This window comes from Ancylobacter sp. GW821-FHT10E12 (genome assembly GCF_058809335.1).
The window spans coordinates 58,788-83,590 of sequence record NZ_JBXASN010000006.1 but is presented as its reverse complement, the minus strand read 5'-3'; the positions used below and the strand labels follow the sequence as shown (position 1 = coordinate 83,590).

Sequence of the window (24,803 nt, the reverse complement as noted above, 5' to 3'; positions counted from 1 at the left end):
TCCATATGAACTCTGCCGGCCGTTTCGAGAACGCCGACAACGTTGAATACTGGAAGGGCGCGCGCAATGGACGCCTCCTGATCCAGCACTGCTCAACCTGCGGCCAGGCGCAGTTCCCGCCGCGGCAGCACTGCGCCTCGTGCTGGGAGGCAGAGCTTCAGTGGATAGAGAGCGGCGGCCAGGGCGTCGTCGAAAGCGTCACCGTGGTGCGACGCGCGCCCCTTCCCGCCTTCCGGGACCAAGTTCCCTATGTGATCGGCGCGATCACGCTCGCGGAAGGACCGCGGATGATCACCACCATCGTAGGCGAGCGCGCCCTCGAGACCCGGATCGGCGACCGGGTCACAGTCGAGTTCGCGCCGGACGCGGAGGGCAACGTCCTGCCGCGGTTCCGCGCGGCGTGAGCCGGCAGACCCGCCAGCCATGACGGCGGGTCTGCCATCTCGCCGGAGAGGATCACGCCCCTGGGCTGAACTCGGGATCGAAGCGCGTGGAGTGGGCCAAATCCAGCCACTGGTCGATATCGCCGGCGACCTGTTTCATCTCCGAGCGGATCCGTTCCACCGCCTCGACGCCCAGAGGCAGGCGCAGGGGCGGAGACACGGCGTCGACCAGCGTGCACAGCGCGGGGCCGAACTTAGCCGGATCATTGGGTTGCTTGCCGTGCTTGTCGTTCTGGTAGCTCCGAACGAAGGCGGCCGCAGCGGCATAGTCCTCGTTGGTCGTGATGACTGCGTCGAGCGACGACCCCGCGAAATCGCTGCGGAACGGGCCCGGCTCCACAATCGTGACCTTGACACCGATCGGCCGCACCTCCTGCTCGAGCGCCTCGGAGAAGCCCTCGACTGCAAATTTCGAAGCGCAGTACATCCCCAGCCCCGCGACCCCGTCGAACCCGCCGATTGAGGAAAGGTTGATGATGTGCCCCGACCGCTGCCGCCGCATGATCGGCAGGACCGCGCGAGTGATCTCCACCAACCCGAAGAAATTCACGTCGAACATCGGGCGATATTTCTCGGGCGGGGTTTCCTCCACCAAGCCGAGCAGCCCGTAGCCAGCGTTGTTCACAAGGACGTCAATCCGCAAGAACGCCGCTAGAGCTTGTTCGACCACCTCACCGACGCGCGCGGTGTCCTTCGCGTCGAGATGGGCCGAGCGAAACCGCTCGGGATACTCGGCCGAAAGCGGATGGCTGCCGTCGGGGGCCAGGACGGTGACAAAGACATTGTCGCCGCGCTCCAGTGCGGACTTGGCGGCTGCATATCCCAGCCCCTTGTCCGCGCCTGTGATGAGCCAAGTCTTAGGTTCCGTGTTCACGATCATTCCTTCATCTTCTAGATGACACTGCGCTGTGGCCCAGTGGTTCAGTGGACCGCGGCGTACATGATCCGCTCCTCGGTCGCATCGGCGGCGCTCATCTCCTCCACGACCTGACCCTTGCGCGCCACCAGTATGCGGTCGGATAAGGCCAGGATCTCGGGCAGGTAGGAGGAGATCAGGACGACCGCGATGCCTTCATCCGCTAGCCGATTGATAAGATTGTGAATCTCGACGATCGAACCGACATCGACCCCGCGGGTCGGCTCGTCGAAGATGATCAGCCGCGGTTTCTGCACCAGCGATTTGGCGATCACCACCTTTTGCTGGTTTCCGCCCGACAGCTCGATCACTTTCGCGGAAGAGTCGATCGCGCGGATCTGCAGCGCGCCCGTCCAGTAGTCCGCCAGCTTGCGCGCTTCGGTCCGGGACACCGTGGCGAAGGGGTTGGAGCCCTTCGCCAGATCGCCGATCTTGATGTTCTCGGCGACGGACATCGTCTCGAAGAATCCGTCGTGCTTGCGGTCCTCGGTGACGTAGACGATCCCGTCGCGAACGGCGGGCCTCGGGACGCGGTACCGGACAGGCCGTCCCATGAACCGAATCTCTCCCCCATGGAAGAAGTTGCGCTTCATCGCGCCCGCCACGACCTTCATCGTCTCGGTCCGCCCGGCGCCGACCAGCCCGAACATGCCCGTCACTTGGCCGTCATAGACATTGAACGAGGTGTTGCGGACGATGTTGACCATGGAGAGGTTGTTCACGCTCAAGATCTTGGATCGGGGCTTGCGGATCGGGATCTCGCGGCCCTTGCGGGCACCGTAGAGTTCGCCGGCCAGTTCCCGGCCGATCATCGCCTGGATGATCTTGTCGCGGGTGAAGATTGCCGTCGGCCCGCTCGCAACCTTCTCGCCGTCGCGCAGGATGGTGATGCTGTCGGAATGCTCCAGCGCCTCTTCCAGCGCGTGGCTAATGAAAACGATCGCGATGCCTTGCGCCTTCAGCCGGTGGACCAAGCCGAAGAAGTATCGCTTCTCTTCAGGCGTAAGCGTAGCTGTCGGCTCGTCGAAGATAATGATCTTGGCGGCATGATACACCGCGCGAGCTACTTCGACCATCTGCTTCTGGGCCGCCCCGAGCGAACTGACGAGCACAGTCGGGTCGACGTTGAATTTCATCGACAGCAAAAACGTCTGAGCCCGGATGTACAGTCCTCGCAATCGGTTCAGGAAGTTTTCCTCCCCGAGATAGATGTTCTGGGCCACGGTCATCGAGCCTACCAGGTTGGTTTCCTGGAACACCATGGCGATGCCTTGCTTCAGCGCGGCCGAGGGTGTCTCGAGAACCACAGGCTCGCCGTCGATCAGAATCTCCCCCGAGCTCAGCGGGTAGGCGCCCGCGAGGCATTTCATCAGGGTCGACTTGCCGGCGCCGTTCTCGCCGAGCACCGCATGAATTTCGCCGCGCCTCAGCGTCAGGTCGATGTTTTTGACCGCATAGACGCCGCGAAAGTGCTTCGTGGCGCCTTTGAGTTCCAGAAGGGGATCGGTCATGCGTAGTCTCCGAATACATCCCTGGTGTCGAGGATGAGACCAAGCCCGGCCCCCTTCGACCCGACGATTATTTCGCCCTTATGCATGGCGACGCTGGTAACACCGTGCCGGCTGCCGTCCGCCCGACTGTGCCAGCTGGTGACGGGATGAAAGTCGCTGCCGAGCAGGACGACGAGCCCATAGGACCAGGACGGGGCCCAGGGCTTCAGCACACCCATGTGCTTTACACCACCATATTGCAGCGGCTCCTTGAAGCTTGCACGGCTGGCGAGCGAGGGCGCGATCCAATAGGCGGGATCGATCGTGTCGACCATCTCGTCGCAATAGGCCCGCTCGCTCAGGATGAATTCCAGAAGCTGGTTGCGCGGGGCGAAGACAGTCAGCCAATAGCCGCCATGCGCGGCGGGAAGGAGCCGCGCGGGATAGCCGGGCAGGTCGTCCAGAACCACCTTCGCGGGCTTGGCCGGATCTTGGTCGAGGGCGATCAGCCGGTGGCCCCACGCTTCGCTGACCACGAGATTGTGCTCACCACCTGTCGCCAAGCCGTAGGGATAGGCGAGCCTGCTCCTCAGAAGGCGCTGGTCGCCGGTAGCGAGATCGACCTCCCAGACCGAGCCGGTCGCACCCCGCTTGATGAGGTCACGCTTCCACTGCGCGCCGGTATGCTCGGCCGAGCCCGATGCGACGACGAGCGTCTTCTCGTTCAGGAACAGAGCGGCTGTCGGGCAGATGAACGGGGATTGCCCGAGCGTCGGAATGGCGACCCCGTCGTGACGACCACCGCGAATCACGAGTCCGGCGCCATCGAGGCCGACGGCCACGGCGTCCGCGCCGTCCGTGGCGAGACAGGTGATCTCGTGGCGATAATCGGCGAGATCTTCCTGCTGCGCACCCTCGATGACCCGCAGGAGTTTCGAGCCACCACTGAAAAAGAGCGCATCGCCGGAGGACACGAGATTGTCGAGACCCGGAACCGTAAACCGCGCCGGCGCGCGTTCGAGCGCCTGGTTCGGTTGCAGCGGGCCGTCCATCACCGGCACGGACGTGCTGTATTTACCCATGCCCCGAAATGAATCGATCCTGTCGCGAATGGCGCCGATCATGCCTTCGCCCCCCAGTAGTCCACGGGTCCGGTCCAGGTCGGATCAGCGCCGGGGATCTTCCACTTGCCGACCCGGTTGTTGAAAACGCCTGCGATGAACAGGTGACCCTCATGCTCCTTGCAGGAGGTGATCATCGGATGGTTCTGCCCGCCCTTGTCCCAAAGACTTTCCAGGACCTGACCGTCCACGGTGATCTTCAGGATGCAGCCGGTGTTGATGTTCGGGAACATCCAGTTCGCCTGGGCGACGCGACGCGTCATGCGGCGGCGCAGGCCGGGCTTCGTAATGGCGAGATCGAGCGCCGGGCCCCGCATGCCGACGAGGCACAGCCAGAAGTTGCCGTCCGAGGCGCGATTGATGTTGTCCGGATAGCCGGGCAGGTTCTCGATCACCGTCTCGACGGTGCCCTTCTTCGGCCCGTCATACCAGAAGCGGCTGACCTTGCACTTCCAGCTCTCGGTGAAGAGGAGCGACTCGCCGTCCTTCAAGCAGGTGATGCCATTGGCGAAGATCAGGTTTCGCAGGACGGTACGGGTCGTCTGGGTCCGAGGATCGTAGCAGATCAGCCGCCCGTTTCCGCGGCTCTCGATCATGTCCACCGGCCAGTCCCAATCGTTGTAGCGGATACTCGCCTCGGAAAAGAACACGCGGCCGTCCGGAGCGATGTCTAGATCGTCCGCCAGCCGGATGCGCGAATCGTCGATGATCGAGAAGAGGCTGCGGTTGGTCTCGTCGGTCAGCTTGACGACCTCGGCTTCGGGCGTGACCATGTAGAGACCCATCCCTCCGACACAGACCACGAGATTGTCGTCCTTGTCGACGTTCATTCCCAGCGTCGCCCCGCCGACATGCGCGAAGATCTCGTGGCGCGTGTAGTCGGGTGCGAACCAGCGATGTATTTCTCCGTGGCGCGACCCGGAATAGAGATTGCCCTGCCGGTCGAGCAGGACGTCCTCCGGTCCTTCGACATCGCCAAGCCCCAGCGGGGCGGCGTCGCGCAAGGCATTGTTCACGGCGTAGACGCCCTTCGCCCCTTCATCGGCGTCCGGGCATTCGGGAAGCTTCAGATAGGCGGGCGAGACATAGGCACTGTCGATGATCTTGTGGCGGTTCTTGACCCAACGCACGTCAAGCCAGACGGCGAAAAGAAGTGCGATGCCGATGATCATCGCCGAGGTCGTGCCGATGACCCCGAGCTGCAGCAGCCCGTTCGCCACCAGCAGCACGATGATCGAGCCGAGAAGCGCCTTCGCGACCGATCCCCTGCCCCCGCCAAGGGTGCAACCGCCGAGGACGACGGCGGTCAGCACGGTGATTTCGAGGCCGACGCCGGTGTCCATGCCGACGCTGCCGAGACGCGCGCCGAACAGGATCGCGGCAACAGCCACCATCATGCCCGAATAGACATAGGTCAGGAACAAGACCGTCCGCACACGGATGCCGGCGTTGTAAGCGGACCGACGGGATCCCCCGACCGCGGCGATGTGCCAGCCCGGACGCGACCGGGACAGCACGATATGCCAGAAGATCGCGACCAGAGCCGCGATGTAGACCGAATAGGACATTCCGAAGATCGAGCCCGTGCCGAGCTCTGCCCAGACCTCCGAGCTTGACGTGCCAAGCACGATCGAGGTGGCGACGTTCGGAAGCAGAAGCTCGAAGGCCGACCGGAACAGGATCAGCGTGACCAGCGTCGTCAGGAAGGCGCGCAGGCGCAGAAAGCCGATAAGGAAGCCGTTGACGGCGCCGCAGGCCGCTCCGACGAGAAGCGTCAGTAGGACGGAGAGCGGCAGGGGAAGATCATAGACATTGAGACAGGTCAGTATGGTCAGCGCGGAGAGCGCGAAGACCGACCCCACGGAAAGATCGATCCCACCGGACAGCACCACGATCATCATCGCGATCGTGATGATGGCAAAATCCGCAAGCTGGGCCGAGAAATCGTAAAGGCTCGCCACCGTGAACAAGTTCGGTGTCAATTGCCCGAAGGTCAGAAGGACGATGAGGAGAGCGGCGAAAGGAATAGCGTTGTCGGTCCACCGTTTCGACAGTACTTCCCCGATCACATGATCGGGGAAGGCCGTGTACCGGAACCGCGTCAGTGCTTCGGCTGCGCGCATGGGGCGACCTCAGAAAAGGTTATCGAGAGACCAGCAGGAATCGGGTCTGAGATTCTCCTGGGTGACCAGCTTGTTGGGACCGAAATAGGTGATCGGGTCCGAGCCCGCCGCCGCCTTGGACTGCAGCGCCTGCGCCACCATGAAATTCAGCGCCGCACCCTGGTCGCGGGTGTCGTATTCGATGAACAGGCTGAACAGCCCTTGGCGGACTTTCTCGCAGGAGGTCTGGTTGCCGCCGCCCGAGGTCACGACGAAGATCTGCCCCTGCTTGCCGGCCTCCTTGACGGCCGCGCCCGCGCCCGCGGCCATGCCGTCCCACATGTCGAAGGTCGCGCAGAGATCGGGATGCTGCTGGAGAATGCTCGCGACGATGCCGCGCTCTTTCTCCGCGTCCCAGCCCGCGGCCTGTTGCGAGACGATCTCGATCTCGGGGGCGAATTCGGCCAGGCCCTGTTTGAAGCCATAGGTCTGATAGAGGTCGATTGACGAGGTCGGGACGGCATTGATCAGGGCGATCTTGGTGGACGGGCCCTTGCCTGTTCCGCATTTTTTTGCGATTTCGCGCGCCGCGGTGTAGCCGATGCCGACCCAGTCCGCGCCGATATAGGCGTCGCTCGCGCTGAGCGACTCCATGTTCACCTGAATGACCTTGATGCCCTGGTCCGTCGCGCGCTTTATCAGCTTGGCGTAGGACTGAACGTCGGGATTTTGCAGGACGACGACGTCCGCCTTCTCCGAGATCGCCGCCGTCAGGGCGCGCGCGCCCACTTCGGTGTTCCAGTTCGGGTCACGCACGTCGAGCGTATATCCCAGCTCGGCGGACTGATGCTCCAGGTACTTGTGCCAGGCCGCGGCGTTATCCCGCATCTCGAGCGGGATGAAAACCACCCGTTTGCCCTTGATGGAGTCGAGATATGCGGACCGCTTCGGGTTGTTAATTCCGTCTTGGGCGGCCACGCCGGTTGCCGTGAAAGCGATCGCAAGGAAGGTCGCGAGCAGTCGTCCGAACTTCATGGTTTCCTCCAGATTATTGAAAACGCCGGCGTTTTCGGCCGATCGCGTCAGATGTCACCTTGTTGCGAGGTTTGCTCGTCGCGAGGATTGGCGAAGGTCTCGGCGATCAGAGCAAGCAGCATCACGCAGCTCTTGATCAGGTTCTGGGCCGTATAGGACAAGTTCATGATGGTCATGCCGGTCAGCAGCGTGCCGACGAAGAGCGTGCCGACGACGACGTTTCGGACGCCCCCACGCCCGCCGCTCAAGCCGATGCCGCCGAGGACGACCACCAGCACCACGTCGTAGACCAGCGTTGTAAAGAAAAGCCGCGTGTTGAGCCCCGAGTTCGAAGCAACCATTACGAGACCGATGACATAGGCGAGCAGGGCGGTGAAGATGTATTTCCCGACGATCACGGGACGCACTGGCAGGCCGCTCAGCCGGGCCGCGAGGGGATTGTCTCCCATTGCATAGATGGTCCGGCCGAACCGCGTCATGCGCAGCATCACATAGACCAGGACGGCGAGGACGAAGAAGATCCAGACCGGCACCGGAACGCCCACGATCGAGCCGTAGCCGATGAACTGGAGCCAGCCGGCATCGGTCGGGGCGAGATGGGTTTCCTCGAAGAACAGAAAGGCGTTGCCGAACCCGAAGATCACCGGCCCCATGGCCAGGGTGGTGAAGACCGCCGGAATCTCGGCATAAGCGACGATCACGCCGACCAAGAGGCCGGTCACCATTGCGAATCCGGCCCCGACAAGCAAGGCGGCCCCGAACGGGTAGCCGAGACTTGTCAACTTGAGCGCCCAGCCCATGCTGATGACGAGTGTCGCGATCATCGATAGGTCGATGCCCCTGCCGATGACCGCGACGCTCATGCCGAGGCCAAGCATGCCCAGCACGGACACGCTCCGAAGAAGGGCGATCACGTTCCCCGAACTTAGGAAGTTCTGGAGCGTCGCGGAGAACACGCAGAACATCGCCACTGTCAGGAAAAATACAATCCGCTCCTGGGTCAGCTGGAAGCTCAATCGCGGCCATGTCCGCTTCGCTCTGGCCCCTGCCGAACGACCCGGGACCAGATCTTCCGACTTCGACGACAGATCGGTCACGTCCTTGCTCCTCCCATTTGCGGGGGCGGATCCGCGCCCTCCGCTCTTGGCGCCAACAGCCGCAAGCGGTGTGCCATTCGCGCGGCAAGCGAGGAAAGAGCCCGCATTCCCGGCCGGCGGAGCTTCCGCGCCTTCCCACCCGAGTTACGCTTGACAGGGACCCGCGGAGATCGGACCGGGATGCCCGGCGGCGAGTTCCACGATGCGCGAGAATGTCCCGGCCTGACACGATGTTCATGCCTGCGCCGAGGACAGCGCTCCCACGGCTGCGGGATCAACCCGCGCCGCATCGCCGACTTGGATACAGCCCCGCAGCTGCGACCCGTCGCCTGCGACGACCGGCGGCAGGCCGGCTCGGATGCGCTCTGGGCCTTGATCCATCCGTACCGCGTCCGCACCGCACGTGCGTTCGCGACAGTCGCAGTGTAGCGCAGCGTTACAGAATCCAGGCCGCAGTGTTCGGATAGCGGTCACCAAGACCTGCCCCATCGCCCCGGAGGAGTGGTCGAGGATATTTGCCGGCTTCAGATCCTTGAGGCCAAAGGAGAGCCGTTGGTGTTCGGCGTGTTCTGACCGGGCCCTGCATCCCGACCGGCGAGCTGAAAACGATCTTCATGCCCAGCTGTCGTGATGTCTCGGTGATGTTGCGCAGGTCGCCCGCTCCCGGACGGACAGCGATCCCCGCATTGTCGATGCCGCGGGTTACGAACTCCGCTCCGCAAGATAAGCCAGCATCAATCCGCTATCTCTTGGATCCGAGCTATCCCCAAGTGTGTGCTCCACGACGTTGTTGAGATTTCCCATGTCATCACTCCTTGGCACGGCGTTTGCGCACAAGACGGACACAGACAAACCAGATGGGGGAGTCCATGCTGAAGTCGCGCATATTGATTGTCGCAGGACTTTTCTGCGCCATCGCCGGTCTGCCTGCCGCAGCCCGGGAATTTCCGACGGAGCGCCCCATCAAGATCATCGTCGCCGTAAACGCCGGCGGGGTCACCGACGTCATCGCTCGGATCACCGCCGAAGCCCTCCAACAGCGTCTGGATCAGGCTGTCATCGTCGAGAACAGGCCCGGCGCTTCGGCCGCCATCGGCGGCGATTATGTCGCGAAATCCAAGCCGGACGGCTACACCCTGTTCTTGGCAGGCGCCGGTCTGCCGGTGCTGCCGGCCATCAGGAGCAACCTGCCTTATTCGCTTGAGGATTTCACCTATCTGACCCGACCGTTCACGACCTCGCCTCTGATGGTCGTCGGCCCGAACGTGCCCATTTCGACACCGGGCGAGTTGGTGGAATACATGAAGGCACATCCGGGTCGGCTGCGATACGGCACAGTCGGTGTGGGCTCGATCAACCATGTCGGAACCGCGCTGCTTGAATCCGCGATCGGCTTGAAGGGCTCGCATATCCCTTATACCGGCATCACGTCCGTCTATACCGCGCTGCTCGCAGGCGACATCGACTTCGCGATCGGGGCCGTGCCGCCTTTCCCCAAGGAGCTAAAGGTCCTGGGACCGGCGGGCAGGAAGCGCCATCCCTACTATCCCGATCTGAAGACCCTTGCGGAGCTCGGCTACGAGAATGCGAGCCATGACGTCTGGTTCGGCTTCGTCGCGCCGGCGAACCTGCCGCAGCCTGTCGCGGATCGTTTGATCTCCGAACTGTCCGAAGTGTACAAGGACCCGGCCGTCATCAAACAGTTGCAGGCGGCAGCTCAGATCGTCCCGGACGCCGATCCCCTGATCGGCGCCGCGTTCAAAGAAGAGACGCTCCGCGAGGCCGAGAGCTGGCGCAAGGTCGCCGAACGCGAGCACATCGCGGTGCAGCAATAGGCGATCCACTCGGTGGGCGTCGCCACAGGGCGACGCCGGCCAGAAACATCTCGAGCGGAGGGATGCAGGGAAACGACCTGCTCCATCCAGTCGGCGACTTTGCCATCCTCCGACTCTAAGAGACTGTTTGGAAATTCCTAATACCCGAGTCATCCCGGAACGGCCGGAGGCCGTATCCGGGATCGCGAAGGTCACGTGGTGAGCGATCCTCCACCGGACTTTCCAAACAGTCTCTAAATGGCAATGTGAGTTATGGCCGTGGCTGGAAAGGCGCCGCGCCAGCATTTCTCGCCGGGCGAGAACCAAACCACCTCACCGAGGCCGGTCTCTCCCCAACTCGCCCGAACGTCAGGTTGCGGTAAAGAGGATACCATAGGCCATCGGCCTGTCCCTTCAATGCTGCGCTCTTTCTGAATCTTGATCGCCCTGACACCCCAGAGGCTCCATTCGCTCGTATGGAACGCCTCCGAAGACCGGAAAGGCCCGCGGCGCCCGGGCTCCGTCAGGCCGCGTCGGGCACTTATGCCGGCAGTCGCGCTGGTCGGCGCGTCATTCCTGGGCGTCAGGCCATGTTGATGTAGACGCACTTCTCGTAGAGGAACGATTCGACATAGCCCGGGCCGCCCTTCGTTCCGTATCCGCTTCTCTTATAGCCGGCCATGCCAACGGCGGTGTCGAGCAGCCCATAGCAGTTCACCCACATGCTGCCGGCCTTGACCCCGTGAACCATTTTCATGGCCGTGGATATGTTGCGCGTCCAGACGGCGCCGCCCAGGCCGTATTCCGTCGCGTTCGCCATGCGAAGAACCTCGTCCTCGCTGTCGAAGGGCAGCACGGAGATCACCGGCCCGAAGATCTCTTCGCGCGCGACGGTCATTTCGCTGGTCACGTTCGAGAAGACGGTAGGCTCCACGAAGTAGCCGTTGGCGAGGGCGCCGCCCAGACGTCCGCCGCCCGCTGCGAGCGTCGCCCCTTCGGGGACCGCGCCCTGGATATAGCCCATGACGCGCTCGAGCTGAGTCCGGGAGATGACCGGCCCCATCTGCACCTGCGGATCGAGACCGTTGCCGACGCGCAGCGTCTTGGTGAACGCTGTCAGACGCTCCACGAACTCCTCATGGATGCCCCGCTGAACGAAGAGCCTTGTTCCTGCCGTGCAAATCTGACCGCTGTTGTTGAACACCGCCATGGCCGCGCCAGGCACGGCGAGATCGAGATCCGCATCGGCGAAGACAATGTCGGGCGACTTTCCGCCCAGTTCGACCTGGACGCGCTTCATGTTGCTCGCCGAGGCTTCGACGATACGCCGTCCCGTGCCAACGGAGCCCGTGAAGACGATGCGGTCGACACCGGGATGCGCGGCGAGCGCCGCGCCCGCGACCGGACCGTATCCCGTGACAACATTGACCACGCCTTCGGGAACACCCACCTCGTGCAGCAGGTTGACCATGTAGAGCACCGAGAGCGAGGCGACCTCACCCGGCTTGAGAACAACGGTGCAGCCCGTCGCAACCGCGCCCCCAACGAGAAACCACTGACCGACCAGCGGATTGTTCCATGCAAGGATGCCGCCGACGACGCCGAGCGGCGCCTTGACCGTCATGGTCATGACCGAACCTGGCAGGTTGTTCGGCAGCGTCTCGCCCGCAACGTTCATCGTCTGGGTCGCGAAATAGGCGATCGTCTGGAGGACGAACTTCTTCAGGTTCCGCGTGCGGGTGATCGGCGAGCCCATATCGAGCGTCTCGAGCAGGGCCATCTCTTCGAACCGTGCGTCCACGAGGTCGTGGATCCGCATGAGCAGGGACTGGCGCTCGTAAGGCGTCCATTTGGACCAAGGCCCTTCGAAGGCTTGGCGGGCCGCCTTGACCGCGCGGTCGACATCGATCGCGTCACCTTCCGCCAACGCCGCCAGAGCCTTCCCGGTGGCGGGGTTCAAACTTTCGAAGACCTTGCCGGAATCGGACCCGACGATGCGACCGCCAATGGCGTGGCCGAGCTTGGTGGCAAGGAAGGGATGCACTGCTTCGGTGATTTTCGCGGCCTGGTTCACGACGATCTCCTTGGGAAGTGGGTCGGTCTGGCGAGCCGTCACTGCGGCGGTCAGCGGCGTGGGGACGCTGCGCTTCGGAAATCGGCGCCGCAAAAAGCTTGCCAGCGGGTGGAATCCAAGAGCGGGAATACTCGCGAGCAGACCCCGGCCGCTTTCCGCCGCCAGCCAGGGAGCTCCCGCCGCTGGCACATCGCTTGCGAGCTCCATGCGCGGAACGTCTTCTCCGCACGAAGCCGTTCGGCCGCATGAAGCAATGCCTCAAGGGGAGAAATGTCTGTGCCTGGAATGCTCGAAGGAAAAGTCACGCTCGTCACAGGCGCTGCTGGCGGGATCGGGCGGGCCGCCGGGATGCTCTTCGCCCAGGAGGGCGCCAAGGTCGTGGTTTCGGATATCAATGCCGAAGGCCTCGCCGATACGCTTCTGCAGATCAAGGACGCTGGCGGCGAAGCAGTGTCCGTGACGGCGGACATGACCAGAACCGCGGACATCGACGCCATGGTCGGGGCCGCAGTCGACAGCTTCGGCCGACTCGACGGCGCGTTCAACAACGCCGGGATGACCGGGGGACAGATCGGGCAAGGCGGGCGTTTAACCGCCGACTGGGAGGAGGACGCCTTCGACCGGCTGGTGCAGATCAATCTCAAGGGCACCTGGCTCTGCATGCGCGCCGAAATCCGGCAGATGCTCGCTCAGGGCGGTGGCGGGGCCATCGTCAACACCGCCTCCCTGGCCGGGATCGCCGGCTTCCGGACCACGACCGGCTATGCAGCGGCCAAGCATGGCGTCGTCGGCATTACGAAGACCGCGGCGTTAGAATATGCGGAGCATATCCGCTTCAATGCCATCTGCCCCGGATATACCGACACCAACCTGATCAAGGACGCAATGTCGCGCGGCGCCGAGCAGATCATGGCGCGTATCCCCGCCAACCGTCTGGCAGCGCCGACGGAGCTGGCGCAGGCCGCCTGCTGGCTGCTCTCCGATCGGTCTTCATATGCCACCGGCGCCATCATCAATATCGATGGCGGCATCATGGCCGGCTGATATGACGGGCTCGACCCTTGCGCCGAGCTTCTCCGGCCGGGAGGGCTCGGCGCCGCGACGGATCCCGGCTGTTGCGGCCAGCTGGAATCCGCCGAACGGCCAATGGGACGAGGTCGAGATCGCGAGCGGCGTCCGAGCGATAAGCGAGCGGCGCCCACGGCCCGATCCGGGTTTGCACCGCGATTATCGGTAAGGCCGATTTCCAGCCTGACCAGGGTACGGCGCCGCTTCTCGACCACGCCATGGAAACCGCATCGAAATGATTTTGCGGCATGCGCCAGATCCTCGCGGAGGATCAGAACGAAGAAGCGTGCCGCTTCTTTTTCACCGGACGCCGATCGTTGACACGAGGCTTGTTGAAACACTGCGCCCACTCGTCCCGCCAGCCCGGTCAGGCGCCGCCGAGAAACAGCAAGACGAGATGAGCGACCTTTCACCAAGCAGCCCGGCCCGCTTCCCAGCGTCCGGTCCATCGACGCGCCCGCGGCTGCGAGTCGATTGGAGGCCCCTGCTCGATGGCACGGCGCTTGCTGAATTTCGTGGCGTAGGGCCAGGGCGCATGCATGGCATTGGGCGTATGAGCAAGCCGCCGTATCCGGTCCATCGACCTCGAGGGGAAGGCATGAGCGGCAACTTGTTCGAGGTATTCCTGGGCGCCACCGAAGTGCGGCGCACTGTTATCCGGCGGAGCGGGGGCGCCAGCCTTAGCTATGGCGAGCTCTTCGCCCAGAGCGGGCGCATCGCGCATGCCCTCGTTGTGCTCGGCGTCGCACCGGGCGATCGCGTGGCGGTCCAAGTGGAAAAGTCGGTGGCCGCGCTCGCCCTCTATCTCGCCGTACTGCGGGCGGGCGCGGTCTTTCTGCCGTTGAACTCCGCCTATACGCTGAACGAGCTGAGCTATTTCCTTGCCGATGCCGAGCCGTCCCTAGTCGTCGTCGAGCCGTCCAAGGTAAAGCAGGTCGAGGCGCTTCGTCCGGGCGCCACGGTCCTGGGTCTCGACGTCGCCGGGGAGGGCTCGCTCATACGGGCGGCCGAGGGTCGGGAAGAGGCGTTCGACACGGTCGCGCGATCTGGCGACGACATTGCGGCAATCCTCTACACGTCGGGCACCACGGGTCGCTCCAAAGGGGCGATGCTGAGTCATGACAACCTGCGCGCCAATGCCGAGGTTCTGCGCGACATCTGGGGGTTTCGACCGGACGACGTTCTGCTGCACGCCTTGCCCATCTATCATGCGCACGGACTTTTCGTCGCGGGCAACGTTACCTTTCTGACAGGATCGTCACTGCATTTTCTGCCCGCCTTCGACCCGGAGACGATGATCGATCTCATGCCGGTTGCCACTGTGATGATGGGCGTGCCCACCTTCTATGTCCGCCTCCTGCGCCATCCCCGCCTGCGTGATGCGGCACGCAAGATGCGGCTCTTCATCTCGGGCTCGGCTCCCCTTCTGCCGGAAACGCACCGGGCCTGGGAGTCAGTCACCGGCCACCGCATCCTCGAGCGCTACGGCATGACCGAGACGACGATGCTCACTTCGAACCCGCTTTCGGGTGAGCGGGTGCCGGGCTCGGTGGGCTTGCCGTTGCCCGGTGTGGATCTACGCATAACCGACCCCGAGACGGGCCATGAACGGCCGCGTGGCGAAGTTGGCATGATCGAGGTCGCCGGGCCCAACGTCTTCCAGGGCTACTGGCGCCTGCCGGAGAAGACCGCAGCTGAATTTCGCCTGGACGGCTATTTCATCACGGGCGATCTGGGCTTCATCGACGAGCAGGGCTATGTCCACATCGTCGGGCGCGGCAAAGATCTGATCATCACCGGAGGGCTCAACGTCTATCCGCGCGAGGTCGAGGACCAGATCGACGCTATCCCCGGTGTGGCTGAAAGCGCAGTCATCGGCCTCGATCACCCCGATTTCGGCGAGGGCGTGACCGCCGTCGTCATCCGCTCGGGAAACTCGGGAATTACCGAGGCCGAAATCCTGTCCGCGCTGCGCGACCGGCTTTCGAAATTCAAGCAACCCAAGCGCGTTTTCTTTGCCGAAGAGTTGCCGCGCAATACGATGGGCAAGGTGCAGAAGACGGTCCTGCGTGATCGCTACGCCGGGACCTATGCCGAGCCGGCCGAGACATGACGGCGGCATGTCCCGGGGAAGCCTCGCCGCGCCGGGTGGGTGTGAGCGTGGACGAGAGGATCGGCTGGATCACCCTCGACAATCAGGCGCGACACAATGCGATGTCGCTAAGCATGTGGCGGACGCTAGCCGAAGAGGCCGCACGGCTCGACGCGGACGCGGGCGTACGTTGCATCGTGCTGCGTGGCGCGGGCGGGCAGGCCTTCTGCGCCGGCGCCGACATTTCGGAGTTCGAGGAGAAACGTGCCGACGCTCAGGCCAATGAGGAGTACGATCGCGCGGCCAAGGGAGCGCTTGCCACACTTCAGGGCATGACGACGCCGACGATCGCCATGATCGAGGGCTACTGCATCGGGGGCGGCGTGGCCTTGGCCATCTCCTGCGACCTGCGGATTGGCTCGACGGAGTCGCGCTATAGTATCCCGGCCGCCAGGCTGGGCCTGGGCTACGACTATCCGGGCGTCCGACGTCTCGTCGATCTGGTGGGTGCCTCGGCAACCAAGCGGATGCTCTTCACCGCGGCGCTTATCCCGGCCGAGACTGCCCTACGTACCGGCCTGATCGATGAGATCGCCGCGCCAGAGGAGTTGAATGCGGCGGTCGAGCGGCCGGCGAGGCAGATCGCAGCAAACGCACCGCTGACCATTGCCGCCGCGAAATACTGCGCCGATCTGGCCCTACGTGAGCCCACTTCAGACGAGATCGCCGGGGCCAAGCAGCGCGTTGACCTGTGCTTTGCCAGTGTTGATTTTATTGAGGGTCGCCGGGCCTTCATGGAAAAACGCCGGCCGGTCTTCATCGGCGCCTGACGCCGGCGACGCCCGTCACGGAAGGGGAGGAACCATGCGACTGACGGGAAAGATCGCCTTCGTGACGGGCGCCGGTGGTGGAATCGGACGGGCCATCTGCGCGCGCTTTCTCGAGGAAGGCGCGCGTGTCGTCGCCGTGGACATAGATGTCCTCGCGGCTGCCGAGGCTATCGCATCGCGCGCGCGCGAGGAGGATGCCATTGCCCTCTCCTGTGATGCCGGCGACAGTGACGATGTGTGCGCGGCGATCGCGCGGGCGGCCGAGACCTTTGGCGGGCTCACCACGCTCTGCCATGTGGCGGGCGGCTCGACGCCCGCCGACGGCCCTGTGACCGAAGCGTCGGAGGACGAGTTCTGGCGCGCAATCCGGCTCGACCTCTTCGGGACCTTCTTGACCTGCAAGTACGGCATTCCTCAACTGATCGCGGCAGGCGGCGGGTCGGTCATCAACATGGCCTCGATGGTGGCGCTGATGGCGGTGACAGGACGCGACTGCTATACGGCGGCCAAGGGCGGGGTGGTGACGCTGACGCGCTCCATGGCCGCCGAATACGCGAAACATGCGATCCGCGTGAACGCCATCGCGCCGGGCGTCACCCGAACGGCGCGGGTCATGTCGATCCTCGCCGAGAATGCCGACGCCAAGCGGTTCGCAGATCAGCACCTGCTGGGCATCGCCGAGCCGACCGACATCGCGCATATGGCCGTCTATCTCGCCTCGGACGAGTCCCGCGTAGTTACCGGGCAGATCATGGCCGTGGACGGCGGCGTGACCATTTAGGCAAATCGGGACCTGTCGCCATGGCGCCGGAGTGGCTTGAAAATCGGCGCAGCTTGGGCTGACTCTCAGCCACCTTCAATGGATCGGGACGGACATGAAGACAGCAGCGCGAGCGCTCAGAGAACTCATCGACCGATCCACTCCGGCGATGGTTCCCTTGGCGCTCGATCCGTTGAGCGCCCGCCTGGCTCACGCCGCCGGCTTTGAGGCGCTCTATCTCGGGGGCGGCACGCTGGGCTACGTCAAGACTGCAACCGAGGCCAACCTGTCGTTGACAGAGATGGCGCAGGCAGCGGTCGAGATCCGCGCCGCCTGCCCGCTTCCCCTCGTTCTCGACGCACAGTGCGGTTGGGGCGACGCGATGCATGTGCGCCGCACGGTCAACTTGGCCGAGGCGGCCGGCGTGGCTGGGCTGGAAATCGAGGACCAGATGATGCCCAAGCGGGCGCATCATCACGTCGGCATCGAACATCTCATTCCGGCCGAGCACATGGTCGAGAAGATCAGGGTCGCTGTGACCTCCCGCCGCGACCCCGACCTGGTCATCATAGGGCGTACCAATGCCTGCCGTGGCGAGGGCCTGGACGAGGCGCTACGCCGCGCCGAGGCCTATCGGCGGGCGGGCGCTGACCTCCTCCTCATCCTGCCCAAGACCGCTGAGGAGGCCATCGCGATCGGCGAGCGGATCGGGGGGCCACTTTGCTATATGCTTGTGGGCGCCATCCCCTCGATCGGCGCTTCTCTGGAAGAGTTGGGCGGGCTGGGGTACCGGTTGGTGATTGATGCGCAAACGCCTTTCTACGCCCGCCATCGGGCGTTGCGGCAATGCTACGAAGCGATGGCTCAGTTTCGCGCCGATCCAATCGCCGGCACCGATTTCGGCGACTCCACTCGGCATGTGCATAAGATTATTGACCTCGAGCCGCTCCTTGAGATCGAGCGCCGCACGGTTGAGCGCTGAGAGACTATTTGGAAAGTTCCGTGGAGGATCGTCATCCCGGCCGGAGGCGAAGCCGGAGAGCCCGGACCGCTCACCACGTGACCTTCGCGATCCCGGATACGGCCCTCCGGCTGTTCCGGGATGACGCCGGTGCAGGACTTTCCAGACAGTCTCTGAGACGAAGCGCCCACGGATCGCCTTCGCCTCATGCGCCTGGGAAGGCTGTCGTCGTGACGCGGGTTCCCGCGTACGTCGCTCAGTGCGACCGAGGACAACTGGCTGCTGCCGGTTCCGCGCTCCCCGGGATAAAACGAAGGATAGCCGCATGACCATCGACCCCTCCAACCTTTCCGACCCGCATGACCGCGGCAGCGACATGGCCGGCTGGGCGCTCTATGACGCGGCGAACCCGTTCATCCTCCATATCGGCCCGTTCTGGAGCCGGGTGGTGGACGGCCGGTACGAATACGCTTTTCGCGGCACGACACGGCACGGCAACCTGAACGGCATGGTCCATGGCGGGGCGTTGAATGCCTATGCCGACCATGCGCTCGGCCAGACCGCCTGGTGGGACAACGGCAGCAAGCCTGTGGTGACGGCCCAGCTTGCCGTCAACTTCGTCGCCGCCGCGCGGCTCGGTGAGTTGGTCATCTGCCAGGTCGAGATTGTGCGGCGAACCCGGTCGCTCTATTTCGTGCGGGGGGACATGACGGTGGGGGACCGCATCGTGGCGACCGCGAGCGGGATCTGGAAAATCCTCGCCCGCTGACCACATCGTCCGGTCCCGGAGCATGTGCGGCACCGGAGCATATCGTGGTCAGGCTGGACTGACCTTGGCACGCGCCGAGAGTTCGGCGCGAATTTCCTCTGAATGCTCGCCCAGCAACGGCGCGCCATGACGCAGTGTCCCTGGCGTATCGGAGAGTTTGATGGGGATGCCGAGCGTCTTCTGGGGGCCGGCCGTCCTGTGCTCGATCGTCATCACCATCTCGCGGTGCAGAATCTGCGGATGCGCGAAGAGTTCGTCGTGGGTGAGCACCGGTCCGCAGGGAATGCCGAGCCGCTCGAGTTCAGCGATCCAGTGCTCGGTGGTCCTCTGGCGCAACTCTCCAGACAGGATCTCGACCAGAGCATCGTTGTTCGCCACCCGATCCGCCGGTGTGACGAAGCGCGGATCCGAGACCAGATCCTCGCGCCCCAGCAGCGTGCAGAGCGCGGAATAGAAATGCGGCAGGCCCGCGCCAATAGTCACATAGCCATCACTGGCCGGAAAGATCTGATAGGGCGAGGATCCCCGATGCGCCTGCCCCATGCGCGGCGGGTTTGAGCCATGGGCGAAGTAGTGCACCGCTTCATAGACCTGGAGCGCCGTGCTCGCCTCGAGGAGCGAGGTGTCGACATGTTGCCCCCGCCCCGTTCGATGCCGGGCCTGCACTGCGGCGAGAATACCGATGGCCAGGTAGAGCCCGCCCGCGAGGTCGCAGAACGGAATCGGCAGCCGAAGGGGCGAACCGTCGCGCTCGCCGGTGATCGACATGAGGCCGGTGACCCCCTGAAGCATCACGTCGAACCCTCCGCGCGAGGCAAAGGGGCCGGTTTGACCATAGCCGGAGAGCGAGGCGTAGATGAGCCGGGGAAACCGCTCCCTCAAATTGCCGAAATCGAGCCCCAGCCGAGCCATGGCCCCGGGTCGGCTGCTTTCCAACAAGACGTCGGTGCCCGCGATCAGCTCGAAGAGCGTCGCACGGTCGCCCTCGTCCTTGAGGTCGAGAATTATGCTGCGTTTGTTGCGGTTCCACATCATAAAGGCTGCGCTCTCGCCGCCGGCGAAGGGCGGCGAGAAGCGCGTCATGTCGCCCGAAGGCGGCTCGACCTTTACGACATCGGCGCCGTGGTCGGCCAGTATCATCGCGCAGAGTGGACCGGCCAACATCTGGCTCAGATCCAGGACGCGTAGCCCGTCAAGTGATCCCGTCATCATTTTCTTCCCTAGCGCTTGCCGCTCAAGTTCCGGCCGTTGTCGCGCCGTCCTTTGCGATTCCGCGCCATGTGGCGAAGGTTTCCTCGCCCAGCCCGTCGATCAAGGCAGCGACGCCACGGATCATCGGCGAAGGGCTGGACAGGCGGCCGGCTAGATCGCTTGCGATGCCCATGTCCTTCTTGAGGATCGCGAGGATGCCATCGAAGGTCTCGCGGTCGCTCGTCTGGCAGGCGAGCCCCTCGATCACGCCACGCGACGAGGCGGTCATGTAGTTGCGCCCGGTACTGACCTCGAGCACCTGCGTCATCAGTTCGGGTTGAAGCCCGTGCGCCATACCCATGCGAAAGGCCTCGGCTGTCAGCGTGGTGTTGGCGTGGCAGAGAATGTTGTTGACGATCTTCGCCATCTGGCCCGCGCCCAGAGGCCCGCAGAAGAAGACGTTCGAGGCGAGGCGATCGAAGATCGGGCGGATGCCGTCGATCGCGGCGCATGCGCCCGCCGCCATAATGGTCAGCGTTCCGGCCAGCGCCCGCTGCCCCCCGCCGCTGACAGGCGCATCGATCAATTCGATGCCCAAGGGCGACAGCCGCTCGTCCAGGCGGATCAGCGCTTCGGGCCGCACCGTGCTCATTACGGCGACGCGGCGCAGGCGCGAGGACGCCCCCCCGGCCGCCAACCCTTCGGGTCCTGCCACCACGTCATGCAGCTGATGCTCGGAGGCCACGACGACGAGGGCCGTCTCCGCCTCTACGCAGTCGGCGGCCAGACGGGTGATCGCTGCCCCCGCCTCTTCCAGCGGGTGCAGCTTCTCGTCGTCCCGATCACAGGCCAGAACTGCGACACCCGACGCCAGGAGGCGCCGGACGAGGGGGCCGCCCATTGAGCCCGTCCCGATGACGGCGACTTTCTCTTGGAATGGTGCGCTCACGCCGAACTGTTCCTTGTCGCGAACCGTCGTCCCGCGCACGGGACCGCGACTGGCGGGCCCCGTGCGGAGAGCATCGCCGGGGTTTTCCTACTGCTGGACCACGATGTGCTGTTCGTCGGCCACGCGCTTCCAGTTCGCGCTCTCCTCTACGGCCAGATCGCGAATGGCCGTGCCGATCAGCGGATCGGTCTCGGGTGTGAACTTGGCCTTGGTGGTGAACGCCTCGATCACCTTGGGATCCTTGAACATCTCGCTCAATACCTCGATCAGCCGATCCGTGATCGCCTGGGGCAGGTTCGGCGGCGCCGCAAAGGCCCACCAGGCGTCGTGGCTCGCGTTCAGGTGACCCAGCTCGGCCAGCGTGGGCAGGTCCGGATACAGCGGATGGCGGCGGCTGCCTGCAGGTCCCAGCACCTTGAGTTCGGCTGGAAAGGGCGGGATTGCACCCATGGCGAAGTCGATATTTCCGGCCAGCAGGTCGTTGTAGACCGGAGCGATGCCGTTGTAGGGCACATGCACGCCTTGAACGCCGGTCACGCTCAGGAACATCGCTGTGCCCACGTGGTTCAGCGAGCCCACGCCGGGCGTTCCGTAACGGACCCGTCCTGGGCGAGCCTTCATCTCGGCGATGAGTTCGTCCGGCGTCGAGACCTGCATGTGCGGTCCGACGACGATCAGCGGCGTGGTGACGAAGGGCCGAATGAGGTAGGTGAATCGCGCTATATCGTATGGCACCGGCCGCGTGGCGGGCGCGACCGTGATGTTGGGATCGGCCAGCCACAGAGTGTAGCCGTCCGCCGGTGCGTTGTAGACATAGTCGGCTCCGATCGAGCCGGCCGCACCGGCGCGGTTCTCGACGACCACAGCCTGGCCCAGTCTGCGCTGCAGGAACTCGGCAGAGACGCGCGCCAGAACGTCGGTCGCTCCGCCCGCGGCGGCAGCGACCACGAGCTTGATAGGCATGGCGCTCGGATAGTCCTGAGCGGCCGCGGGGATCGCGATCTGGGATACACTGAAGAGCAGTGTCCCCATCAAGGCCAGTCTCTTGAACATGGTATCCTCCCTGAAGATCCGGTCGCCGGCCCTGACGCACGCAGCCTGGCGCATACGCCGGGGTGTGAGCAGGTGGACCTGATTACGGGGCGATGATTCTTTCCCGTGTGATGACCTCCTTCCAGACCCGGTTCTGCTCGAGCGCCATGTTCCTGAACGCCTCGCCGGTCAGCGGATTTTCCTCGGGCACCGAAAGCGTCACCTCGCGGAACTTCGCGATCGCCTCCGGGTCCTTGAGCATCGCGCTTAGCTCCTTGATCAGCCGGTCGGCGAGCGGCTGGGGAAGGTTGGGCGGAGCGAGGAAGCCCCACCAGGCGTCATGGCTCGCGTTCGGATGGCCGAGCTCCGCCAGCGTAGGCAGGTCCGGGTAGACCGGATTACGCCGCGTCCCTGCCGGGCCCAGCACCTTGAGTCCCGCCGGGAAGGGCACCACTGCCCCCATGGCGAAGTCGATATTGCCGGCCAGAAGGTCGTTGTAGACCGGGGCGATGCCCGTGTAGGGCACGTGGACCACCTTCACGCCCACTGCCGAGGCAAACATTGTAGTCCCGACATGGTTGAGCGACCCCACCCCCGGCGTGCCATAGCGGTAACGTCCGGGATTGGCCTTCATGAGGGCGATCAGTTCGTCCGGCGTGGAGGCAGGCACGTTCGGGCCGACCACCATGAGGGGGACGGTAAAGAACGGCTGGATCAGATAGGTGAAGTCTTCGAACTTGTAGGGCAGATTGCTGCGCAGGGCCGGCAGTACCGACAGTTCGGCGCCGGCGAGATAGAGCGTATAGCCATCCGCCGGTGACTTGGCCACATAGTCAGCGCCGACCGCCGAAGCGGCGCCCGTCCTGTTTTCGACGACGACCACCTGGCCCAGACGGCGCTGGAGAAACTCGGCCGAGACCCGCGCCAGGCTGTCGGTATAGCCGCCTGCGGCGCTGGCGACGACCAGCTTGATCGGTTGCCGCTTGGGATAGTCCTGCGCGCTGGCAGGGGCCGCGCTCTGGAGCGCTCCGAACAGAAGCGCGCCTATCAGAATTTGAATTCTGGACATATTCTCCTCCCAATAAATTTTTTGCGTTTGAAGCGGCTAGGCGCTCTGCTACCTGGGCTCTCGACTGGCTGCCGGCTCCTTCTTCCCAGACGCCGATCGGCCGGATCTTCGTCGCCGGGGACATACCCCGACGTCCCGGGCAGGGACCGCCTGGACTACTGCACGGCGATGTTCTCCTGCCGGACAGCCTCGCTCCAGATCTTGTTCTGCTCTAACGCCATGGCCTTGAAGTCAGCGCCGACCAAAGGCGCCTCATCAAGCGCCGAGGCCGAAATGGCGCGGAACCGCACGATCGCCTCGGGATCCTTGAAGACCGCGCCGAGCTCGGCCGTCAGCCGGTCCGCGATGGCCGGCGGCAGATTCGGCGGCGCCAGGAACCCGGCCCACCAGGCGTCGTGGCTGGTGACCTCATAGCCGAATTCGTCCGCGAGGGTCGGCATGTCGGGATAGAGTGGGTGCGGCCGGGTCCCCGCCGGTCCCAGCACCTTGAGCCCGTCCGGGAAGGGCACGACAGCGCCCATCGCGAAATCGATATTGCCGGCCAGAAGGTCGGCGTAGATGGGCGTAATACCCGGGTAGGGCACGAGAACCGCCTTGGCCCCGACGAAGCGCAGGAACATAGCCGTGCCCAGATGGTTGAACGAGCCGACCCCCGGCGCACCGTAGCGCAGCGTGCCCGGGTGGGCCTTCATGTAATCGACAAGCTCTTTCGCAGTGGACGCCTGCACGCGCGGTCCGACCACGATCAGCGGTACGGCCGAAAATGGCTGTATCAGATAGGTGAATTCTTTGAAGTCGTAGGGAAGATTATGCCGCACGGCCGGCACGATGGTCAGTTCCGTCCCCGCCAGATACAGTGTGTAACCGTCAGCTGGCGATTTCGCGACATAGTCCGCCCCGATGGCCGAAGCCGCCCCGGGCTTGTTCTCGACGATGACCGCCTGCCCCATCCTGCGCTGCAGAAACTCCGCCGTGACGCGGGCGAGCGCATCGGCGAAACCGCCGGCGGTCGAGGCAACGACGATCTTGATGGGCTGACGGGTGGGGAAGTCCTGTGCGTTCGCCGAAACCACACCCGAAGTGATCACCAAAAAAACCGTGCCCAGCAAGGCCATAATTCTATACACACCATCCTCCCCTAATTATATTTATTTAGGTGTCGTGCCGAAGCAACTTCCACGACCCGCAAGACCTATGCCAGACATCGAGCTTCCGCCGTCAGCAGACGACAACATTGTCTGCTGCCAGCCACTACCCTCTGTACGCGGCGCGCCGCTGACCGGACTCGCCGAGCAACTATGGTGGAGCGTCCGCTCGCCTACCTTCGCGTGCCGGGTCACCCGTCAGTTGGCCGGAGCACTTTCCGGCAGGCTGACTGCCGGGGGACGATGCGCAGCACTCGACCCGAGCTCCGCAGTCTCGTCGTCCATGGAAGGCGGCTCCGACCGTCATTCATCGCCGGAGAGGATCACTCTCCCGAGGCTGAGTTCCGCCCGAGGCAGTGGCGGCAGAGACCGGGGAGAGCAGGCTCTCAGGCACTGGTCGACGGTGCCGCCTTCGGCGGACATGTCCGCCCCGCCAGCGTGAGGGAGGAGCACGTCGATGGCCGTCTGCTCGGGAACCGCAGTGGCAAGCGGCGTGTGGTCGTCGATCTTCGTCAGCGTCGCGCCCGGACGTTGACGCGGACCTTCCTGCGCGAGGCCAAAGGCGTACGACCTCGCGCGCGTCGCGTGCACATCGCTGTTCCTCGATATGCGATCATAGGAGGACTGCCCCTACTGCGTGTCTTCGCCAGATAATTGAGGCGCTTCAGCCTCCCAAGTTGTTTTTCTGATGAGCACGGAGGACTTCCAGCATGTCGGAGACCGTTTGGAAAGTCCTGCACCGGCGTCATCCCGGAACGGCCGGAGGCCGTGTCCGGGATCGCGAAGGTCACGTGGCGAGCGATCCCGGCTCTCCGGCTTCGCCTCCAGTCGGGATGACGATCCTC

The 24,803-nt window shown here is 64.2% G+C and carries 21 protein-coding genes; 8 read left to right on the top strand and 13 right to left on the bottom strand.

Annotated features, from left to right (window positions below; translation table 11 throughout):
* Positions 1-5: 5 nt before the first annotated feature.
* The gene (locus tag AC1RU4_RS09640) at positions 6-404 is read left to right on the top strand and encodes a Zn-ribbon domain-containing OB-fold protein (RefSeq protein ID WP_492890856.1); all 399 of its coding nucleotides are present in this window, start codon (positions 6-8) and stop codon (positions 402-404) included.
* Positions 405-456: 52 nt separating this feature from the next.
* Here AC1RU4_RS09640 and AC1RU4_RS09635 read toward each other — a convergent pair whose 3' ends face one another.
* Genes AC1RU4_RS09635 through AC1RU4_RS09610 form a run of 6 tightly spaced genes read right to left on the bottom strand, consistent with a single transcriptional unit; the run spans position 457 to position 8,204 of the window.
* The gene (locus AC1RU4_RS09635) at positions 457-1,323 is read right to left on the bottom strand and encodes an oxidoreductase (RefSeq protein WP_492890855.1); all 867 of its coding nucleotides are present in this window, start codon (positions 1,321-1,323) and stop codon (positions 457-459) included.
* A 41-nt stretch (positions 1,324-1,364) separates the two neighbouring features.
* Positions 1,365-2,870: a sugar ABC transporter ATP-binding protein gene (locus tag AC1RU4_RS09630; RefSeq protein WP_492890854.1), complete on the bottom strand. Its 1,506-nt coding sequence runs from the start codon at positions 2,868-2,870 to the stop codon at positions 1,365-1,367.
* Positions 2,867-3,973, bottom strand: a complete 1,107-nt coding sequence (locus AC1RU4_RS09625; RefSeq protein ID WP_492890853.1) for a strictosidine synthase — start codon at positions 3,971-3,973, stop codon at positions 2,867-2,869. The genes AC1RU4_RS09630 and AC1RU4_RS09625 overlap by 4 nt, the downstream gene beginning before the upstream one ends.
* Positions 3,970-6,093 carry an ABC transporter permease gene (locus tag AC1RU4_RS09620; protein WP_492890852.1) on the bottom strand — a complete coding sequence of 708 codons (2,124 nt, stop codon included), beginning with the start codon at positions 6,091-6,093 and terminating at the stop codon, positions 3,970-3,972. Before AC1RU4_RS09620 ends, AC1RU4_RS09625 begins: the two co-directional genes overlap by 4 nt.
* A gap of 9 nt (positions 6,094-6,102) precedes the next feature.
* Complete coding sequence (locus tag AC1RU4_RS09615) at positions 6,103-7,107, bottom strand: sugar ABC transporter substrate-binding protein (RefSeq protein WP_492890851.1); 1,005 nt, start codon at positions 7,105-7,107, stop codon at positions 6,103-6,105.
* A 47-nt stretch (positions 7,108-7,154) separates the two neighbouring features.
* Positions 7,155-8,204 carry an ABC transporter permease gene (locus tag AC1RU4_RS09610; RefSeq protein WP_492890850.1) on the bottom strand — a complete coding sequence of 350 codons (1,050 nt, stop codon included), beginning with the start codon at positions 8,202-8,204 and terminating at the stop codon, positions 7,155-7,157.
* 869 nt (positions 8,205-9,073) lie between these two features.
* Between AC1RU4_RS09610 and AC1RU4_RS09605 the strand changes: the two genes are divergently transcribed.
* Positions 9,074-10,039: a Bug family tripartite tricarboxylate transporter substrate binding protein gene (locus AC1RU4_RS09605; RefSeq protein WP_492890849.1), complete on the top strand. Its 966-nt coding sequence runs from the start codon at positions 9,074-9,076 to the stop codon at positions 10,037-10,039.
* 562 nt (positions 10,040-10,601) lie between these two features.
* Here AC1RU4_RS09605 and AC1RU4_RS09600 read toward each other — a convergent pair.
* On the bottom strand, positions 10,602-12,299 hold the full coding sequence (locus AC1RU4_RS09600; protein WP_492890848.1) for an aldehyde dehydrogenase family protein: 1,698 nt from the start codon (positions 12,297-12,299) through the stop codon (positions 10,602-10,604).
* A gap of 78 nt (positions 12,300-12,377) precedes the next feature.
* Between AC1RU4_RS09600 and AC1RU4_RS09595 the strand changes: the two genes are divergently transcribed.
* The 6 genes from AC1RU4_RS09595 to AC1RU4_RS09570 all read left to right on the top strand — a co-directional run bounded on the left by AC1RU4_RS09595 (position 12,378) and on the right by AC1RU4_RS09570 (position 18,572).
* Positions 12,378-13,136: an SDR family oxidoreductase gene (locus tag AC1RU4_RS09595; protein ID WP_492890847.1), complete on the top strand. Its 759-nt coding sequence runs from the start codon at positions 12,378-12,380 to the stop codon at positions 13,134-13,136.
* Between the two features lie 622 nt (positions 13,137-13,758).
* Positions 13,759-15,273: a malonate--CoA ligase gene (locus AC1RU4_RS09590; RefSeq protein WP_492890846.1), complete on the top strand. Its 1,515-nt coding sequence runs from the start codon at positions 13,759-13,761 to the stop codon at positions 15,271-15,273.
* A complete protein-coding gene (locus AC1RU4_RS09585; protein ID WP_492890845.1) occupies positions 15,270-16,082 on the top strand; it encodes an enoyl-CoA hydratase in 813 nt (270 codons plus the stop codon). The genes AC1RU4_RS09590 and AC1RU4_RS09585 overlap by 4 nt, the downstream gene beginning before the upstream one ends.
* A 34-nt stretch (positions 16,083-16,116) precedes the next feature.
* On the top strand, positions 16,117-16,863 hold the full coding sequence (locus AC1RU4_RS09580) for an SDR family NAD(P)-dependent oxidoreductase (protein ID WP_492890844.1): 747 nt from the start codon (positions 16,117-16,119) through the stop codon (positions 16,861-16,863).
* 94 nt (positions 16,864-16,957) lie between these two features.
* Positions 16,958-17,824: an isocitrate lyase/PEP mutase family protein gene (locus AC1RU4_RS09575; protein ID WP_492890843.1), complete on the top strand. Its 867-nt coding sequence runs from the start codon at positions 16,958-16,960 to the stop codon at positions 17,822-17,824.
* A 304-nt stretch (positions 17,825-18,128) separates the two neighbouring features.
* Positions 18,129-18,572, top strand: coding sequence for a PaaI family thioesterase (locus tag AC1RU4_RS09570; RefSeq protein ID WP_492890842.1), 444 nt, complete (start codon positions 18,129-18,131; stop codon positions 18,570-18,572).
* A gap of 48 nt (positions 18,573-18,620) precedes the next feature.
* Here the strand turns inward: AC1RU4_RS09570 and AC1RU4_RS09565 are convergent, their stop codons facing one another.
* The 6 genes from AC1RU4_RS09565 to AC1RU4_RS09540 all read right to left on the bottom strand — a co-directional run bounded on the left by AC1RU4_RS09565 (position 18,621) and on the right by AC1RU4_RS09540 (position 24,549).
* Positions 18,621-19,781: a CaiB/BaiF CoA transferase family protein gene (locus AC1RU4_RS09565; protein ID WP_492890841.1), complete on the bottom strand. Its 1,161-nt coding sequence runs from the start codon at positions 19,779-19,781 to the stop codon at positions 18,621-18,623.
* 25 nt (positions 19,782-19,806) lie between these two features.
* Entirely contained in the window at positions 19,807-20,712 is a 906-nt protein-coding gene (locus AC1RU4_RS09560) for an NAD(P)-dependent oxidoreductase (protein WP_492890840.1), read from the bottom strand.
* Between the two features lie 87 nt (positions 20,713-20,799).
* A complete protein-coding gene (locus AC1RU4_RS09555; protein WP_492890839.1) occupies positions 20,800-21,765 on the bottom strand; it encodes a Bug family tripartite tricarboxylate transporter substrate binding protein in 966 nt (321 codons plus the stop codon).
* A gap of 82 nt (positions 21,766-21,847) precedes the next feature.
* Positions 21,848-22,813, bottom strand: coding sequence for a Bug family tripartite tricarboxylate transporter substrate binding protein (locus AC1RU4_RS09550; RefSeq protein WP_492890838.1), 966 nt, complete (start codon positions 22,811-22,813; stop codon positions 21,848-21,850).
* 155 nt (positions 22,814-22,968) lie between these two features.
* Positions 22,969-23,928, bottom strand: a complete 960-nt coding sequence (locus AC1RU4_RS09545; protein ID WP_492890837.1) for a Bug family tripartite tricarboxylate transporter substrate binding protein — start codon at positions 23,926-23,928, stop codon at positions 22,969-22,971.
* A gap of 333 nt (positions 23,929-24,261) precedes the next feature.
* Positions 24,262-24,549 (bottom strand): hypothetical protein, encoded by a 288-nt coding sequence (locus AC1RU4_RS09540; protein ID WP_492890836.1) that lies wholly within the window; start codon positions 24,547-24,549, stop codon positions 24,262-24,264.
* Positions 24,550-24,803 lie beyond the last annotated feature (254 nt).

Bases quoted from the DNA above. Each gene is read 5' to 3' on its own strand.
- AC1RU4_RS09640 (WP_492890856.1), top strand. From the start codon at position 6: ATGAACTCTGCCGGCCGTTTCGAGAACGCCGACAACGTTGAATACTGG.
- AC1RU4_RS09635 (WP_492890855.1), bottom strand. From the start codon at position 1,323: ATGATCGTGAACACGGAACCTAAGACTTGGCTCATCACAGGCGCGGAC.
- AC1RU4_RS09630 (WP_492890854.1), bottom strand. From the start codon at position 2,870: ATGACCGATCCCCTTCTGGAACTCAAAGGCGCCACGAAGCACTTTCGC.
- AC1RU4_RS09625 (WP_492890853.1), bottom strand. From the start codon at position 3,973: ATGATCGGCGCCATTCGCGACAGGATCGATTCATTTCGGGGCATGGGT.
- AC1RU4_RS09620 (WP_492890852.1), bottom strand. From the start codon at position 6,093: ATGCGCGCAGCCGAAGCACTGACGCGGTTCCGGTACACGGCCTTCCCC.
- AC1RU4_RS09615 (WP_492890851.1), bottom strand. From the start codon at position 7,107: ATGAAGTTCGGACGACTGCTCGCGACCTTCCTTGCGATCGCTTTCACG.
- AC1RU4_RS09605 (WP_492890849.1), top strand. From the start codon at position 9,074: ATGCTGAAGTCGCGCATATTGATTGTCGCAGGACTTTTCTGCGCCATC.
- AC1RU4_RS09600 (WP_492890848.1), bottom strand. From the start codon at position 12,299: ATGGAGCTCGCAAGCGATGTGCCAGCGGCGGGAGCTCCCTGGCTGGCG.
- AC1RU4_RS09595 (WP_492890847.1), top strand. From the start codon at position 12,378: ATGCTCGAAGGAAAAGTCACGCTCGTCACAGGCGCTGCTGGCGGGATC.
- AC1RU4_RS09590 (WP_492890846.1), top strand. From the start codon at position 13,759: ATGAGCGGCAACTTGTTCGAGGTATTCCTGGGCGCCACCGAAGTGCGG.
- AC1RU4_RS09585 (WP_492890845.1), top strand. From the start codon at position 15,270: ATGACGGCGGCATGTCCCGGGGAAGCCTCGCCGCGCCGGGTGGGTGTG.
- AC1RU4_RS09580 (WP_492890844.1), top strand. From the start codon at position 16,117: ATGCGACTGACGGGAAAGATCGCCTTCGTGACGGGCGCCGGTGGTGGA.
- AC1RU4_RS09575 (WP_492890843.1), top strand. From the start codon at position 16,958: ATGAAGACAGCAGCGCGAGCGCTCAGAGAACTCATCGACCGATCCACT.
- AC1RU4_RS09570 (WP_492890842.1), top strand. From the start codon at position 18,129: ATGACCATCGACCCCTCCAACCTTTCCGACCCGCATGACCGCGGCAGC.
- AC1RU4_RS09565 (WP_492890841.1), bottom strand. From the start codon at position 19,781: ATGACGGGATCACTTGACGGGCTACGCGTCCTGGATCTGAGCCAGATG.
- AC1RU4_RS09555 (WP_492890839.1), bottom strand. From the start codon at position 21,765: ATGTTCAAGAGACTGGCCTTGATGGGGACACTGCTCTTCAGTGTATCC.
- AC1RU4_RS09550 (WP_492890838.1), bottom strand. From the start codon at position 22,813: ATGTCCAGAATTCAAATTCTGATAGGCGCGCTTCTGTTCGGAGCGCTC.
- AC1RU4_RS09545 (WP_492890837.1), bottom strand. From the start codon at position 23,928: ATGGCCTTGCTGGGCACGGTTTTTTTGGTGATCACTTCGGGTGTGGTT.